At 47.7% G+C, this 15,187-nt stretch carries 14 protein-coding genes and 1 tRNA gene; 4 read left to right on the plus strand and 11 right to left on the minus strand.

The genetic code is table 11. From position 1 onward, the window contains the following. Positions 1-102: 102 nt before the first annotated feature. Positions 103-1,647 carry a hypothetical protein gene (locus BM040_RS02115; protein WP_092098548.1) on the plus strand — a complete coding sequence of 515 codons (1,545 nt, stop codon included), beginning with the start codon at positions 103-105 and terminating at the stop codon, positions 1,645-1,647. 425 nt (positions 1,648-2,072) lie between these two features. On the opposite strand, the gene BM040_RS21635 is transcribed toward BM040_RS02115, so the two are convergent. Together BM040_RS21635 and ung are read right to left on the minus strand one after the other, a co-directional pair. Then, positions 2,073-2,228, minus strand: coding sequence for a hypothetical protein (locus tag BM040_RS21635; protein ID WP_175490946.1), 156 nt, complete (start codon positions 2,226-2,228; stop codon positions 2,073-2,075). Between the two features lie 147 nt (positions 2,229-2,375). Further along, on the minus strand, positions 2,376-3,038 hold the full coding sequence (gene ung / locus BM040_RS02120) for a uracil-DNA glycosylase (protein ID WP_092098550.1): 663 nt from the start codon (positions 3,036-3,038) through the stop codon (positions 2,376-2,378). 91 nt (positions 3,039-3,129) lie between these two features. Between ung and apaG the strand changes: the two genes are divergently transcribed. Both apaG and BM040_RS02130 read left to right on the plus strand, forming a co-directional pair. Beyond that, positions 3,130-3,516, plus strand: coding sequence for a Co2+/Mg2+ efflux protein ApaG (gene apaG, locus BM040_RS02125; RefSeq protein ID WP_092098552.1), 387 nt, complete (start codon positions 3,130-3,132; stop codon positions 3,514-3,516). A 73-nt stretch (positions 3,517-3,589) separates the two neighbouring features. After that, entirely contained in the window at positions 3,590-4,375 is a 786-nt protein-coding gene (locus tag BM040_RS02130; RefSeq protein WP_092098554.1) for an O-methyltransferase, read from the plus strand. Between the two features lie 89 nt (positions 4,376-4,464). Here the strand turns inward: BM040_RS02130 and kdsA are convergent, their stop codons facing one another. Both kdsA and BM040_RS02140 read right to left on the minus strand, forming a co-directional pair. Beyond that, positions 4,465-5,274 (minus strand): 3-deoxy-8-phosphooctulonate synthase, encoded by an 810-nt coding sequence (kdsA, locus tag BM040_RS02135; RefSeq protein WP_092098556.1) that lies wholly within the window; start codon positions 5,272-5,274, stop codon positions 4,465-4,467. Positions 5,275-5,492: 218 nt separating this feature from the next. After that, positions 5,493-6,092: a methyltransferase domain-containing protein gene (locus BM040_RS02140; protein ID WP_092098558.1), complete on the minus strand. Its 600-nt coding sequence runs from the start codon at positions 6,090-6,092 to the stop codon at positions 5,493-5,495. A 107-nt stretch (positions 6,093-6,199) separates the two neighbouring features. Between BM040_RS02140 and BM040_RS02145 the strand changes: the two genes are divergently transcribed. Then, complete coding sequence (locus tag BM040_RS02145) at positions 6,200-7,141, plus strand: hypothetical protein (protein ID WP_092098560.1); 942 nt, start codon at positions 6,200-6,202, stop codon at positions 7,139-7,141. Positions 7,142-7,388: 247 nt separating this feature from the next. Here BM040_RS02145 and cphA read toward each other — a convergent pair whose 3' ends face one another. The 7 genes from cphA to rpsA form a co-directional block, all read right to left on the minus strand. Beyond that, a complete protein-coding gene (cphA, locus tag BM040_RS02150; protein WP_092098562.1) occupies positions 7,389-10,016 on the minus strand; it encodes a cyanophycin synthetase in 2,628 nt (875 codons plus the stop codon). A gap of 367 nt (positions 10,017-10,383) precedes the next feature. Next, positions 10,384-10,454, minus strand: a tRNA-Cys gene (locus BM040_RS02155). 277 nt (positions 10,455-10,731) lie between these two features. Then, positions 10,732-11,094: a DUF2200 domain-containing protein gene (locus tag BM040_RS02160; protein WP_092098564.1), complete on the minus strand. Its 363-nt coding sequence runs from the start codon at positions 11,092-11,094 to the stop codon at positions 10,732-10,734. 67 nt (positions 11,095-11,161) lie between these two features. Continuing rightward, positions 11,162-11,593 carry a hypothetical protein gene (locus BM040_RS02165; protein ID WP_092098566.1) on the minus strand — a complete coding sequence of 144 codons (432 nt, stop codon included), beginning with the start codon at positions 11,591-11,593 and terminating at the stop codon, positions 11,162-11,164. A 202-nt stretch (positions 11,594-11,795) separates the two neighbouring features. Further along, positions 11,796-12,218, minus strand: coding sequence for a hypothetical protein (locus BM040_RS02170; RefSeq protein WP_092098568.1), 423 nt, complete (start codon positions 12,216-12,218; stop codon positions 11,796-11,798). 106 nt (positions 12,219-12,324) lie between these two features. Next, positions 12,325-12,768 carry a DUF6896 domain-containing protein gene (locus BM040_RS02175; RefSeq protein ID WP_092098570.1) on the minus strand — a complete coding sequence of 148 codons (444 nt, stop codon included), beginning with the start codon at positions 12,766-12,768 and terminating at the stop codon, positions 12,325-12,327. Positions 12,769-12,990: 222 nt separating this feature from the next. After that, positions 12,991-14,874 carry a 30S ribosomal protein S1 gene (gene rpsA / locus BM040_RS02180; protein ID WP_092098572.1) on the minus strand — a complete coding sequence of 628 codons (1,884 nt, stop codon included), beginning with the start codon at positions 14,872-14,874 and terminating at the stop codon, positions 12,991-12,993. Positions 14,875-15,187: the final 313 nt, after the last annotated feature.

Raw genomic sequence — 15,187 nt, forward strand, 5'->3', positions numbered from 1 at the left:
CCTGCTGCAAAAACTATTTTTAGGGGTTCATACTATTTCTAAATATAGTTTACTTCTTTGTAATTAATTGATATTCACCATAATACATATAACTCATTTACAATGGCAAACGCTTCTCAGGATACAGTATTTCAGTTGATAAAATCGCTGGCCCGCTCAGAGAAGCGTCATTTCAGGCTTTTTGCCACCCGCCAGGGCTCTAACAGCGACATAAAGTTCCTGCAGCTCTTCGATGCGCTGGAAAGCATGGCAGTGTATGACGAGGAACGTGTGCTGCGCCTGGTGCCGGGGATAAAGAAGGTGCAGCTAGCCAATCAGAAGGCCAACCTGTACAAGCAGCTGCTGGCCAGCCTCAGGCTGTACCATGCCAACCAGAACGCCGATATTCAACTGCACGAGCAACTGGACTACGCCCGGGTGCTATATAACAAAGGCCTCTACCAGCAAAGCCTTAAAATGCTGGAAAAGGTAAAGGCCGTGGCCCGGCAAAGCGCGCACCTGCACGTGGCGCTCACTGCCCATACTTTTGAGAAGCAGATTGAGCAGCAGTACATTACCCGTAGCCTGGAAGGGCGTGCCGAAGTGCTGACCGAGGAAACCAGCGACCTGCTCGGCCACCTGGGCAGGCTACACCACAACTCCGACCTAGCCCTGCGCCTTTACGGCCTCTACATTAAAATGGGCCACGCCCGCACCCCGGAGGAATGCCATCAGCTAAAGACTTTCTTTAAGGCCAACGTGCCTGCGCTTGATTTGAAGCAGGCCAGCTTCGCTGAAAAGCTCAGCTATTACCAAGCGCATGTGTGGTACCATTACATCCTGCAGGACTTCAAAGCCTGTTACCGCTATGCACAAAAGTGGGTGGACCTGTTTGACGAGGAGCCGCTAATGAAGCAGCAGCAAACCACTAATTACATCAAGGGACTCCATAACCTATTGCTGGCGCTCTACAACACCCTGTATTACAGCAAATTTATGGAAGCCCTGGTGAAGTTGGAGGACTTTGCGGCTGACACTACCCGGCGCAGCAACCCGAACATCGAGATGCTGCTTTTCCTCTACATCTACACCAACCGGATAAACGCCTTCTTTATGGAGGGACGCTTTACCGAAGGACTTAAGATTGTGCCGGAGATAAGGCGTAATCTGAATGTCTTTCAGCAGCAACTGGACCCACACCGCCAGTTGGTGTTTTATTACAAAATTGCCTGTCTATACTTTGGCAGTGGCGACTACACCAGTTGCATTTTATACTTGCAGAAAATCATCAAGTATAAAGATGTAACCCTGCGGGAGGATATACAGTGTTTTGCCCGCATCCTGAACCTGGTAGCGCATTACGAGGCTGGAAAAGACGAACTGCTGGATTACCAGGTAAAGTCTGTTTTCCATTTCCTGGGCAAGATGAACGACCGCCAGCCGATGCAGGTAGCCATCTTCGACTTCCTTCGAACCTTGCCCGATATAGAGCCGCACGGGCTAAAAGCGGCCTTTGCAGACCTAAAGGAGAAGCTGCTGCAAATTTCAAACAACCCGCTCTACCGCCGCCCCTTCCTATACTTTGACATCATCTCCTGGCTCGACAGCAAGATAAAAAACCAGTCGGTGCAGGAAGTGATGCAGCAGAAGTTTAAGACGATGAAGTAGAGTTTGTCAACTGATCTTGCAAGTTGTGGTGCCAGATCCAACCACCCCTACCCATCCTTGGCTAAGGAGGGGAGCCTGTTTTTACTGTAGCTGAAGTATAAGCTTAGTAGTTGAGGCTATTGCGCGGACAGTAAACCCACCCCAGCCCCTCCCGAGAGGTGAATTATACTTACTCCTTCCTCTGTCATCTCGAGCAGCGCGAGAGATCTATCCGGAATGTTAAACAGATCTCTCCCGATGGTCGAGATGACAGCAAAAGCAGTGGCTATCGAGTAATTCCCAGCCTTTGGGTTGAGCGCCTTGTGAGATCCGGTGCCCGTTAAGGGTATGCTGAGCGAAGCGAGGCAAGGAGGGAACACAGCGTGATGCTCGAAGGCGAGGCCTCCCGGCCTGGGAGGGCAGAAAGCAGGAGGTGAAACTGTAGCTCATGTAAGCCTGGACGATGAACGGTAGCCAGTAAAAATAGCCTGGTTCTGATTGCGAGAGGCAGCGGCTAAGAAAGTATAGTCTAAGTATAAATCAGCAAGTATAGAAGTATAGCCAAAGTATAAAGTATGGCTTACGCAGACTTTAAAGTCCACAGCAGTTTTAGCTCTGGACAAGGATGGCCGGAACAGCTATTTACGAATGTAACCGAAGTATAAAAGGCACAAGCTGCAAGCTCGCGCCAGCGGCCGGACTGCAATTCTACGTCCAGAAAGTATAGTTATAGCAACGCTAAATATATCTTACCAATCAATAGGCTTTTTACCGTGCTGCTCCAGATAAGCGTTGGCTTTGCTAAAGTGGCGGCTACCGAAAAAACCACGGTCAGCGGCAAAGGGCGACGGGTGTGCTGCCTTTAGCACCAGGTGCTTTCGTTCATCAATAAAAGCGCCCTTCTTTTGCGCGTAGGCTCCCCAAAGCATAAACACCACATGCTCTTTCTGGTCGTTCACTTTTTTTACCACGGCATCCGTAAACTCCTCCCAGCCTTTGCGCTGGTGCGAGCCAGCATTACCGGCACGTACGGTAAGCGTCGCATTCAGCAGCAGCACCCCTTGCTTGGCCCATCGCTCCAGGTTTCCGGTAGGCGGCAGGTCTTTTCCTAAATCACTCTTAATTTCTTTAAATATATTGAGCAGGGAAGGCGGTATGCGCACCTCATCGCTCACGGAGAAGGCCAATCCGTTGGCTTGTTTTGGTCCGTGATAAGGGTCCTGGCCTAAAATTACGACCTCCACCTTATCAAAAGGGCACATTTCAAAAGCATTAAAGATCTGGTTGCCTGGCGGATAAACTTTTTGGGCGGTGTATTCGTCTTTTACAAATGAAACCAGTTCCTTAAAGTATGGTTTTTCAAATTCATCTTGTAAGACTTTTTGCCAGCTTTCTTCTATCTTTACATGCATGGGTTAGTTTGGCTTGATGGGTTAGATTAACAGAAGCTACAGCACGCGCGGCAGCCGGATTGGTTTCTAAGTATACAAAAAACTCTGGAACATGGATACAAAAACAACGGAAGGTGTAAAAATTACGGTTACCACCAACTACTTACCGGACTACTCGAGCCCGGTACAGCAGCACTTTGTTTTTGCCTACAGGATAAAAATAGAGAACCGCAGCGAATTTACCGTAAAACTGCTGCGCCGCCATTGGTATATCCATGACTCTACAGGCCAGATGCGCGAGGTGGAAGGCGAAGGCGTTGTTGGGCAGCAGCCTACCCTGGAGCCAGGGGAAATACACGAGTATGTATCGGGGTGCAACCTGAAGACGGGCATTGGCAAAATGCGTGGCACCTACCTGATGGAGCGCCTCGTGGATGGCCGCCACTTCGATGTGACGATTCCTGAGTTTACGCTGGTAGTGCCCTACAAATTGAACTAGCCCTGCAGGCCAAAGGCTCTCCTATACTTTAAAAGTATAGCGGGCCTCTACCTCTCCCCTACTTTTAGCCCTTGTGACACACCTTCGATTAGCCGCTGATTACCTTTTGTACCGGACACGTGCCTTCAAGCTGCATGGCGTCCACTCCCCCTTCATCTTCGACCTGTACCACAGCGTGCTGCACCATAGCGGCCATTTCCGGGCATACGACACGGTTGAAGCGCTGCGCCACCAACTGCTGCGCGACGAACGGGAACTGCAGGTAACCGACTTCGGCGCCGGATCCAGAAGTATAAACCAGAAGTCCCGGAAGATAAAGGATATCGCCCGCACTTCGGCAAAGCCTGCCAAGTATGGGCAACTGCTCTTCCGGCTCGTCAACCAACTGCAACCCAACACCATACTGGAGTTAGGCACTTCACTGGGGCTAACGACCTCTTACCTGGCGGAGGCACGCAAGAATGGACAGATTTATACTTTTGAGGGGTGCCCTAACATTGCACGCACAGCCCGGGAGAACTTTAAAAAGCAGGGCTACCGCAACATCCGGGTTATAGAAGGCAACCTGGACAGCACCCTAGACAAGCAACTACAGCAGCTGGGAAGTATAGATTTCGCCTTTCTGGACGGCAACCACCGCTACGAACCAACCCTGCGTTACTTTGAAAGCTGCCTGCAGAAGTGCCATGAAAACACCGTGCTGGTGCTGGATGATATTTACTGGTCTGTGGAGATGAAGCAGGCCTGGCAGGAGATAAAACACCACCCGCAGGTGCGCCAGACAGTGGATTTATACTTTGTAGGGCTGGTTTTCTTCCGGCCGCAGCAGCCCAAGGAGGATTTTACTTTATACTTTTGACAAAGGACTTGGTGACAAAAGACAAAGGACTAAAGAGTTACCGAAATTAGTCTTTAGTCCTTTATCAAATGGTCTTTTGTCTAGAAGCTTTAGCTGATAGCCTGGCGGATGCGCACCAGTTTCTGCAGCAGCGCCTCCAGTTGGTCCAGCGGGAGCATGTTGGCTCCGTCGGACTTGGCTATACTTGGCTGCGGGTGCGTTTCGATGAAGAGACCGTCTGCACCAATGGCAATGGCCGCCTTGGCAATTGTTTCGATCAAGGCTGGCTTGCCGCCCGTTACACCGGAGCTTTGGTTTGGCTGCTGCAGCGAGTGCGTCACGTCCATTACTACCGGGGCGCCTGATGCCTGCATGGCCGGGATGTTGCGGAAATCCACCACCAGGTCAGAGTAGCCAAAGCTGTTACCGCGGTCTGTAAGTATAACTTTCTCATTCCCTGACTCACGCACCTTGTCCACGGCAAAGCGCATCGCCTCCCCGGACAGAAACTGACCCTTCTTGATATTTACCACCTTGCCCGTGTTTGCGGCAGCTACCAGCAGGTCGGTTTGGCGGCAAAGGAAAGCTGGGATCTGCAGCACATCCACGTACTCCGCGGCCATGGCAGCCTCACCGCTTTCATGGATGTCGGTTACGGTAGGCACGTCAAACTCCTTCCCTACTTTCTCCAGAATGCGCAGCGCCTTCTCATCCCCGATGCCGCAGAAAGAGTCGAGGCGGGAGCGATTGGCCTTGCGGTAAGAGCCCTTAAAGATCCACGGAATCTGCAGCTTGTCAGTAATTACCTTGATGCGCTCTGCAATATCCAGAGCCATTTCCTCTCCTTCAATGGCACAAGGGCCAGCCATCAGGAAGAAATTGCCACTGTCTGTATACTTTAGTTTTGGTATTTCGAACATAGTTTGTTTGCTTTTATACTTGCCTTACCGGCTCTGCAAAGGTAATAAGAGTTAGAAAGTTAAAAAGTTAGAAAATTAGAAAGTTAAATATAACTCCTTACGAAGTCGGCCTCAGAAACCTTTATTTAAAACACTACTTGCCCCCTGCTGAACAAACTATTAGCAACATAATCTAACCATCACTTTATAACCTTCTAACTTTTTAACTTTCTAACTTTTTAACTTTCTAACTTCAATGCTTTCAGCTCTATAAACAGTTCTTTCCCCTGCCGCGGGGGGATGGAGTTATAGGCCGTTTCGAAATGGATAAACTCGAAGTATGACGCAAAGTAAGATACGTACTCTTCGCGGGTACCTCCAAAGGGCGGGCCTTCTTTCTCAAAAACGGTGTTGAACAAGAGTCCCATCAGCGTACCGTTTGGCTGAAGCAGTTCCGCGCACTTGCGGGCATAGGCGGCGCGTAGCGTTGGATCAAGGGCGCAGAAGAAGGTTTGCTCCACTATCAGGTCGTAAATGCCTTGCAAGGAGAAAAAGTCCTGGTGCAGCAGGTGGCTCTCCGGAAAGGTTGGGTTGCGGTGCAGCAGGTTATGCAAAGGCTCTGCAGCCACATCAGCTACGTATACTTCTGTGAAACCGTTTTTGTGCAAATACTCAGCCTCATAGGCGTTTCCGCAGCCCGGAATCAAAATACGCAGCGCTTTGTTCTCTAGCTGGTCAAAATATTGTTTCAGGGGCGGCGTTATACTGCCAACATCCCAGCCTGTCTGGTTTTGCTGGTAGCGCTGCTGCCAGTACGATGCATTAAAATCTCGGTTCATCTTGCTTCTATTATAGAATCTAATTTATATATTTGACGCTTGCACTGCTACCAAATAGTGCTAAACTTTAACACAAAGTATAACATCGGGTAACCAAAATTTTAAATATGTCTACAAACACTCCTGAGAACCGCAGTAACCGTAAACTGTTAATCAGTGGCCTCCTGGTGGTGCTTATCAGCATCAATGGTATCCTTATTTACATGAATTACCAGAAAGCGGAGAAAACCGAGGAACAGGCCGAGATCATTAAGGTAAAGGACGTTGAGCTGGAAAACCAGATTAAGATTTACGAGGCGCTGAAAGCTGACTTTGAGCGGCAGAGCCAGGAGCTAAGCGCAATGGGCCTGGCCAACGACTCGCTGGAGGCGCAGATTGCCACCATTAACTCCGACCTGCAGGAACTGCGTGGTTTCAGAAAACGTAGCTACAGTCTGGCTGACCAGCGCCGTTTCCGCGACAGAGCCTCCGCCTTCGAGAAGCAGCTGCAGGAGAAAGATCAGGAAATAGCCCGTCTGAAGGAAGACAACGAGGTGCTGTTCACGGAGAACACCGACCTGAAAACGACGCAAACGCGCCTTTCGGACAGCCTGACTACGATGCGATCCACCAACGCTGAGCTGAACCAGCAGGTAAGACTTGCCTCCAGGCTTGAGACGCAGCGCATCAACGTAAACATCATTAACCAGCGCGGTAAAGAGAAAGACGATGCTGACAATGAGTACAGAGCCAAGCAGGTTGATAAAATCCGCATAGATTTTAAACTGGCGAAAAATGACGTGGCCAAGCAAGAGCCTAAAACAGTTTACATGCGCATGATTGAGCCAGACGGTGCCGCCCTCTATAACCTGACAACAGGCTCGGGTATGTTCCAAATTGATGGCGAAGACATGTACTACACAGCCAAGCGCGATTTCGTGTTTGATAATACACAGCAGGAACTGAGCTTTACCTACAATAAAAATGCTGAGTACAAGAAAGGCCAGCACACAGTAGAGCTTTACACAGATGGCTTCCTGATTGGAAAGACCACTTTCGTTTTGAAGTAAGAACATTTTCCTTATCCAAAGTATAAAGCCCCTGCTCTACCGGCAGGGGCTTTATACTTTTCAGGCAGTCTGATAAGCGGCTCACTCGGAGGCCATACTACTAGTATGCTATACTTGATTATAGAACAATAAAAAAAGCCCTTACCTGGGGCAGGGGCTTTAGTCCATCGTTCACATTTATTTCTATATAAATATCTTTGAGTCTCTTTTGCGGTACTTATACTTGATTAACGGCATAAAGGCTGCATTATTCTACAAAAACTTTTCTATCCTGAATAACCTTGAAACTCTCCACCATTTTCACCGATTCATGCACATCCTCTGTGAAAATAGCCACCATGGACCCAGGCTCCGCGTTCTCCAGCGCAAAGGCGATGGCCCGCATCTCGTTTGGAATTTGCTTCACTGGTTTGCTAGGATCTACATCGGCAATGCCTCTTAAAAGCGGCTCCAGGATCTCCTCCGGCTTACGGCCACGCAAATCACTGTCAAGGCGTACTATCACCTCATCAAAGATCTCAGCAGACACACGGCCTATCTGGTAAAAATCCTCCTCGCGCCTGTCGCCAACTGCGGCCACCACACCCACTTTCTTGGATACCTCCAGGGCGTTCATATACTCCCCGATGGCTTTGAGGCCACCCACGTTGTGGGCATAATCCACCAGCACCTCAAAAGTCGGGAACTTAAACAGGTTCATGCGGCCCGGTGTCTTGTTAGGCGAAGGAATGAACGTGCGCAGCGATGTCTTGATATCCTCTATGTCAAAGTGCGAGATATAGCCGGCTAAAACGGCAGCCAGGATATTCTCGATGTTAAACCTTGCCTTGCCTCCAAAGGTTAGCGGCACATCGGCCACCCGATCAATCCGGATCTTATAGCTGTTCTTGAAGATGGAAATAAAGCCATTCTCAAAAACTGCCGCCAACCCGCCTTTGGCAATATGCTTCAGAATGCGTGGGTTGTTCTCGTCCATGCTGAAGAAGGCTACTTTACTGCTCACTTCCTCAGCCATGGCATACACCAGGTCGTCATCGGCGTTAAGTATGGCGTATCCGTCCTTGCTCACACTCTTTGCTACCACTGCCTTCAGTTGGGCCAGTTCTTCCAACGTATGAATATCTCCCAAACCAAGGTGATCAGAGCTAACGTTGGTCACAATGCCGATATCGCACTGATCGAAACCTAAGCCTGAGCGCAGCAAACCACCACGGGCACACTCCAGTACCGCAAAGTTCACGGTTGGGTCTTTCAGCACAAACTGGGCGCTGTAAGAACCCGTGGTATCGCCTTTCTCCAGCAACTTATCCTGAATGTAGATACCCTCGGTTGTAGTATAACCTACCTGGTAGCCTATGTGTTTTACCATGTGCGCGATCAGGCGGGTGGTGGTGGTTTTACCATTGGTGCCCGTAACAGCGATAATCGGGATGCGGGCGGGCGCATGGCGTGGGAAAAGCATGTCCATGACCGGTTCCGCTACGTTTCGGGGCAGGCCGTAGGTAGGCGAAATGTGCATCCGGAAGCCAGGAGCCGCGTTCACCTCCAACACAGCGCCACGCGCCTCATTCAGTGGTATAGCGATATCGGTAGTCATCACGTCAATTCCGCAGATGTCCAGCCCTATTAATCCCGCTATGCGCTCGGCCATGAGCACGTTGTAGGGATCTACCAGATCAGTTACGTCAGTTGCCGTGCCCCCTGTACTGATGTTGGCTGTGCTCTTCAGGTACAGCACCTCCCCTGCCGGCAGCACCGACGTAGTAGTAAGGTTTAGCTGCTTGAGCAAGTTCTGGGTATGCTTGTCCAGGTTTATCCTGGTAAGCGCCTTCTCATGGCCAATGCCGCGCCTCGGGTCTTTGTTCTCGCGTTCTATCAGCTGCTTAATTGTGGAGGTGCCATCGCCGGTAACCATTGCCGGGGTACGCTTGGCAGCTGCCACAAACTTGCCGTTTATCACCAGCAACCGGAAGTCAAAGCCCTGGATGTACTGCTCCACCATTACCCACTGCGAGTACTTTTTTGCTTCCTGAAAACCCTTCAGCGCATCCTTAAGGTTCGTGATATTGATGGTGGCCCCTTTCCCGTGGTTTCCGTCCAAGGGTTTGGTAACAACTGGGAAGCCAAGCCAGTCGATGGCCTTCTTCAGCTCTTCAGCCGTGCTTATGGTTCGTCCCTTCGGCACCGGTATGCCCGCCTCGTACAGTATATCCTTGGTGGCCTTCTTGTCTCCGGCTATCTCTACGGCAAAGCAGGCCGTGCCCGAAGTCATGGTGGCCTGTATACGCTTCTGGTTTACACCATAGCCCAGCTGTATGAGCGAATGGCGGTTGAGGCGGATATAGGGTATGCCGCGGCTTTTCGCCTCCGATACTATGGAGTAGGTACTAGGGCCAAAGTACTCATCCTCACGGATGTCGTGCAGGCGCGTGATATCCTCATTCAGGTTATACTTCTCGCCTTTTGCCAGAGCATTTGTGATGCGTACGGCAGCATAGGCCGCATACTCTCCAGCCCGCTCCTCCTGGTACGAGAACACGACTGTCATCTGTCCCTCTTCCCGTGCCGGATAGCAACGTCCGTAGCCACTTTCCATACCTGCCATTGTTTGCAGTTCCAGTGCCACATGCTGCACCACGTGCCCAAAGGTGGTACCATCCTCCACTGACTTGAAAAATCCGCCCTCAACGCCTTCTGTAGCGCGGTGAAGCTGCATATCAGGGAAGATCTTTCTCAACCGGGATAGAAGTTGCGGATAGTCTTTTGTTGACTCATGGCTTAGCTCCTCCAGAGCCAACTTGATAACAATAAGCTTGGGGTGTTTTACTGACCAATAGTTTGGCCCGCGCATGATGCGCAAATCGATGATTTTCATTCGTTTTCTCGCTGATTAAGCTATGCGTTTAGGCGTGCACAGGGTATGCTCTTTCGATTATTATACTTCCATACTTGTCCGGGCATTTGCTGGGTTCTCATGCCGTTATTTATCTGTGCAATTTTTAAAATATCAGGTTATGCTTAATAGAGTGCTGAATTCAATGATTGCGGGCTTTAGCAGTTCTAAACCACTATATGCCCGTGGTAGCCTTAGCTAAGCTCATTACGGATTTCGATGCTAAAAGATTAAGCCCGTTGCAGAAAATATTAGAAAGAAAAACGGAGGAGTACAGGCCGTTGAAAGGGCTTTACTTAGGTCCGAGAGGCTGAAAACAAAAAACCCTGCCAGTGTTGACAGGGTTTTGAGGTAACGAGCGGATTCGAACCGCTGTAGCAGCTTTTGCAGAGCTGAGCCTAGCCACTCGGCCACGTTACCGTGTTGCTTGATTGGAGTGCAAATATACTCAGAGAAGTATACTTGTCAAACTTTAACGGACTATTTTTTGCTGTTTTGAGCACTTGCCCATGTTATACTTTGATGCTCAAATTGTTGTGAAACTATATTTTTATAATAGAATTTAGGAGTTACATACCGGTTCGCGTATATCTTGGGGTGTTTTTGTAGGTTCTCCTGTTCAGCAAAGAAAGTTTGTTTAGGGAGTGAAATTCCACTCTCTTAAACTCAAGAATGCTCCGTTGGCAAAATAGCTTTTCTACGCCCGCAGGATCTTCTCTATCTTTCTGCCTTTAGCCAATTCGTCTACCAGCCTGTCCAGATACCTTACTTGTTGTGTTAATGGATTTTCAATGTCTTCTACCCGATAACCGCAGATTGTTCCTGTAATGAGGTGAGCGTTCGGGTTTAACCTTGCATTTTGGAAGAACGTTTCAAAAGTTACTTTTTCATCTATCAGATTCTGTAGCTTGTTTTCTTCATACCCTGTCAACCACTCAATCACTTGTTGTAATTCCTCTTTCGTCCTACCCTTTTTCTCCACCTTTGCCAAATAGTGAGGGTACACCGAGGCAAAAGTCATTTTTGCTATCCGTTCGTTATGGTCGGGTGTTATTTTCATATCCTTTCCATGAGAATTGTTTTTTTCAGCATTGTTTTTTGTAGCCTTTGCTTCTAACGGTCTTGTGCTATAATGTGGACGAGGCGGCGCAGAAGTCTAAATTATGCACTTTGCTATAGGAAGATATCTTATCCAGAAACTGCTTCTTCCTTTTCTTATTTAAACCGAAGAAGAAAGGAAGCCGACCAGTACCTGTTCCTTTATGCTTTACATTTATATACACCTTTTTGTAATCAACCACAAAAACTACGCTTTGAACAATTGCTCCCCATCTTCGAATGTCTGCATGTACAACATTTTTTGACGTACAAGTAAAGCTCCATCCAAGCTCTTGTAAAGATTTCTCGACCAGTTTCAGATTATCCTTCTCTCCTTGTTGAGTGTTGATGGTGAAAAACTCATTTTCAGTCCAAAGTGAGTAAACAGCATAATATAGAACACCACTTGCAAGAATGAATAGAAAGATTGCCATTGGTGAATTAGCATTAGTTCTATTCATTTCAGTTGCTGTAGCTAACCAGGAAAAGAAGAATATACTAAGCCCAGCAGTGTTCTCCCACCAATCGCTTTTAGGCTACAACCTCTTAAATTGCTCTCTCTCCACCTACTTCTTTGATTTTATTTACTTATAACGTGCTCGTGCAGCCGAAGCCCGAAGCATAGCGAGGGTTAAGGTTGAACTTTGTTCTGGGCTGTGGTTCTTAGTTAATGTTCATTTTTAGCCTGACATAATCCCCAACTTGGAGCATGAAGTATCCCGAAGCTATTACATAAGCCAGTGAAACTATGGCGTAGAACAAAATCATTCCATTATTTGAGTTGATACTTAATATCCAGTTTGCTCTACATTTTTTAAAGTATGTAAAATAGCCAAGTATGAAAATTATAATAGCAAGGGTTAAACTTGGATAGAGTGGGAGGTTTATCTCAAAGTACTTAACGGCAACAAAACTTAAAATAGAATACACATTAATGCCATGAAATAAGAAGGTTATAAAAAAGGAATGCTCTCTCGGACCAACACCTTCTCTTTCTGTTCCAAACGAATAAATGGTTTTATCCAGGATGTGATACCAACCTAAGAAAAGAGCATCCAAAAGGTTAAACCTTCTTTTTATAATCATCTTATAAGTCTTCAATTTTTAATTGTCATTACCCACAACGGACTTGGCCAAAGGCGGCGTAGCTGGCTTATGGGTGTGGTTACCAGTTTTTGTTCTTTAGTTTTTCTTAAAGCTGAGATTCAGTTAGAGATTCTTTAAAGAAGTATAGCTCAGTCGAAAATTCTTGGTTTGGTTTTGTAATCACTCCTTGTTCGACTAATTCTTTAAATTCTTTTTCAAGCTTTCCTTCGTCCAGATACTTTCCATATTTGCTCGACTGGTTTTCAATAAACCCTTTCAATCGCCAAAGGTCAAACCCATCATGTCTTGGTTCAGGAAGGTATGCAAAATCAAAATCCACAATCTTATCTGCAAAATGAGCAGCCAAGCCTATACCATGAAAGGCGTAGAATTTCAAGCCCCGTTCTTTCAGTTCACCTGTTTGTTCATATAATCCGTTGCGCCAGCCATGTATGATATTCGATACCTGAAACGCATCCTTAATGATATTCACTGCTTTGTCTGCTGTTTTTTGGTAATCTTTGATGACATCAATAAGGGATGGATTCATAATTCAAATTACCTATAACTACCAGCTAAACGAAAATCTACGCTTATCTGCACTATGTATGCAGGTATCGTACTCTCTAACCTGAGCTGATAACACTAAAACCAGCCTCAAGTACCTTTCCTGCAGCATAACAGATTATAAATTACTCACATAAAGTATAAAAACAAAAAAGCCCCGGATTGCTCCGGGGCCTTCTTGTTGTATAACAAGCTCAAAGATTAATTAAGCATTGTTCTCCTCGTCAGAAGCTTCGCCTTCGTTAGAGTCTTTTGCTTTTTTAGCAGCAGCAGCTTCTAACTTCTTAACACCAGCTTCTTTCTCGTTCTCCAGCATCTGCTCTTTCAGGGCGGACAGTGCATCCAGGTCGCCAAGTGTAGACTTGTTCTCGGCCTCTTTCTGTACTTTAGGAGCTTTATCTTTTTTCTCGCCAGCTGGAGCAGCTTTCTTAGTAGCTCTTGCAGTTCTTGCAGCATCTACTTCAGAGTGCGTGGCTGTGTGAGAAAGAATGATCTTACGGTCATCCTTAGAGAACTCAGTTACCTTGAACTCAAGGCTCTCGCCTGCCTCTACCTGAGAACCGTCTTCTTTCTGAAGTCCTTTAGGGAAAGAGAAACCTTCGATGCCGTAAGGCAGCTCCAGTGTAGCGCCTCTGTCTGACTTCTCAAGTACAGTAGCTTTGTGAACTGAACCTACATTGAATACAGACTCAAATGTATCCCATGGGTTCTCCTCCAGCTGCTTGTGACCCAGGGCCAGTCTTCTGTTAGCTACGTCCAGCTCCAGAACAACTACGTCCAGGTTCTCACCAACTTTCACGAACTCAGATGGGTGCTTGATCTTCTTCGTCCAGCTCAGGTCAGATACGTGTACCAGGCCGTCTACACCTTCTTCCAGCTCCAGGAACAGACCGAAGTTCGTCAGGTTACGAACGATGCCAGTGTGCTTGGTGCCAACGGCATACTTCGTGATAACGTCTTCTTTCGTCCATGGATCTTCAGTAAGCTGCTTAATGCCCAGAGACATCTTACGCTCTTCGCGGTCCAGTGTCAGCACAACTGCCTCAACCTCGTCGCCTTGCTTGATGAAGTCCTGTGGGTTGCGCAGGTGCTGTGACCAGCTCATTTCAGAAACGTGGATCAGACCCTCAACGCCTGGCATCAGCTCCAGGAACGCACCGTAGTCAGCCACGTTTACGATTTTACCTTTAACGCGAGAACCAACCTCAATCTCAGCAGGAAGTGCATCCCACGGATGTGGAGTAAGCTGCTTCATGCCCAAGGAGATACGCTTCTTGTCTTCATCAAAGTCAAGAACAACGATCTGTACTTTCTGGTCAAGCTGCAATACTTCCTCTGGGTGGTTGATACGTCCCCAAGAAATATCTGTGATGTGAAGCAGACCGTCTACGCCACCAAGGTCGATGAACACACCGAAGTTTGTCATGTTCTTGATTACGCCTTCCAGAACCTGACCTTTTTCCAGGTTGTTCAGGATAGCGGCACGCTGCTGCTCCAGGTCTTTCTCGATAAGCACTTTGTGAGATACTACCACGTTGTCGAATGCGGCGTTGATCTTCACAACTTTTACTTCCATTTTCTTGCCTACAAACACGTCGAAGTCGCGGATTGGCTTCACGTCGATTTGTGAACCTGGCAAGAAGGCCTCCACACCATGGATATCCATGATAAGACCACCTTTAGTTCTTCTCTTAACGATACCCTCCAGAACGTTGTCGTTCTCAAGCGCGTCGTAGATACGAGCCCAGGCGCTAACGATTTTGGCTTTCTTGCGAGACAAGATAAGCTGACCGTTCGGGTCTTCCTGGTCTTCGATGAATACTTCTACCTGGTCGCCAGGCTTCAGGTCAGGCATGTCTCTGAATTCAGAAACCGGCACCAGACCGTCTGATTTGAAACCGATGTTCAGGATCACGTCACGATCAGTGATACCTACCACGGTTCCGGTAACAACCTCCTGCTCCTGTACGGTAGTCAGGGTGTCGTCATACATTTTTTCCATTTCGGCTTTTTCTTCCTTGCTGTAGCCGGCGCCGAAACCCTGAGACTCAAACTTGTCCCAGTCGAAATTTTCTGGAGAATTACTCATATTGCTTTTGCTGCTCTGGTATAGCCACCGGCTTAGAGCAATGGGCCGGTTTGGTTTAGTGTAACATACTCAGGCACAGCACCTGAGGCCATTCAACCGAATGAACCGCAAAAGTAAGTATAAAATTCGGGAAATACTACAAGAAGCTACTATAGTAATACACTTTAAGTGAGTTGCATGAGAAAATAAGTAAGCTTAGTTAAGAACTTAGTAGCCGGGGAATAATGGTTTATACTTTCGGATGCCGATTTATACTTGCTTGGATCAAGATTTACAGGATGCATGGATGAGCAGGATTTTATACTTGCCCATA

The sequence above is a fragment of the Pontibacter chinhatensis genome, from assembly GCF_900113285.1.
GTDB lineage: Bacteria > Bacteroidota > Bacteroidia > Cytophagales > Hymenobacteraceae > Pontibacter > Pontibacter chinhatensis.

Bases quoted from the DNA above. Each gene is read 5' to 3' on its own strand.
- BM040_RS02115 (WP_092098548.1), top strand. From the start codon at position 103: ATGGCAAACGCTTCTCAGGATACAGTATTTCAGTTGATAAAATCGCTG.
- ung (WP_092098550.1), bottom strand. From the start codon at position 3,038: ATGCATGTAAAGATAGAAGAAAGCTGGCAAAAAGTCTTACAAGATGAA.
- apaG (WP_092098552.1), top strand. From the start codon at position 3,130: ATGGATACAAAAACAACGGAAGGTGTAAAAATTACGGTTACCACCAAC.
- kdsA (WP_092098556.1), bottom strand. From the start codon at position 5,274: ATGTTCGAAATACCAAAACTAAAGTATACAGACAGTGGCAATTTCTTC.
- BM040_RS02140 (WP_092098558.1), bottom strand. From the start codon at position 6,092: ATGAACCGAGATTTTAATGCATCGTACTGGCAGCAGCGCTACCAGCAA.
- BM040_RS02145 (WP_092098560.1), top strand. From the start codon at position 6,200: ATGTCTACAAACACTCCTGAGAACCGCAGTAACCGTAAACTGTTAATC.
- cphA (WP_092098562.1), bottom strand. From the start codon at position 10,016: ATGAAAATCATCGATTTGCGCATCATGCGCGGGCCAAACTATTGGTCA.
- BM040_RS02160 (WP_092098564.1), bottom strand. From the start codon at position 11,094: ATGAAAATAACACCCGACCATAACGAACGGATAGCAAAAATGACTTTT.
- BM040_RS02165 (WP_092098566.1), bottom strand. From the start codon at position 11,593: ATGAATAGAACTAATGCTAATTCACCAATGGCAATCTTTCTATTCATT.
- BM040_RS02170 (WP_092098568.1), bottom strand. From the start codon at position 12,218: ATGATTATAAAAAGAAGGTTTAACCTTTTGGATGCTCTTTTCTTAGGT.
- BM040_RS02175 (WP_092098570.1), bottom strand. From the start codon at position 12,768: ATGAATCCATCCCTTATTGATGTCATCAAAGATTACCAAAAAACAGCA.
- rpsA (WP_092098572.1), bottom strand. From the start codon at position 14,874: ATGAGTAATTCTCCAGAAAATTTCGACTGGGACAAGTTTGAGTCTCAG.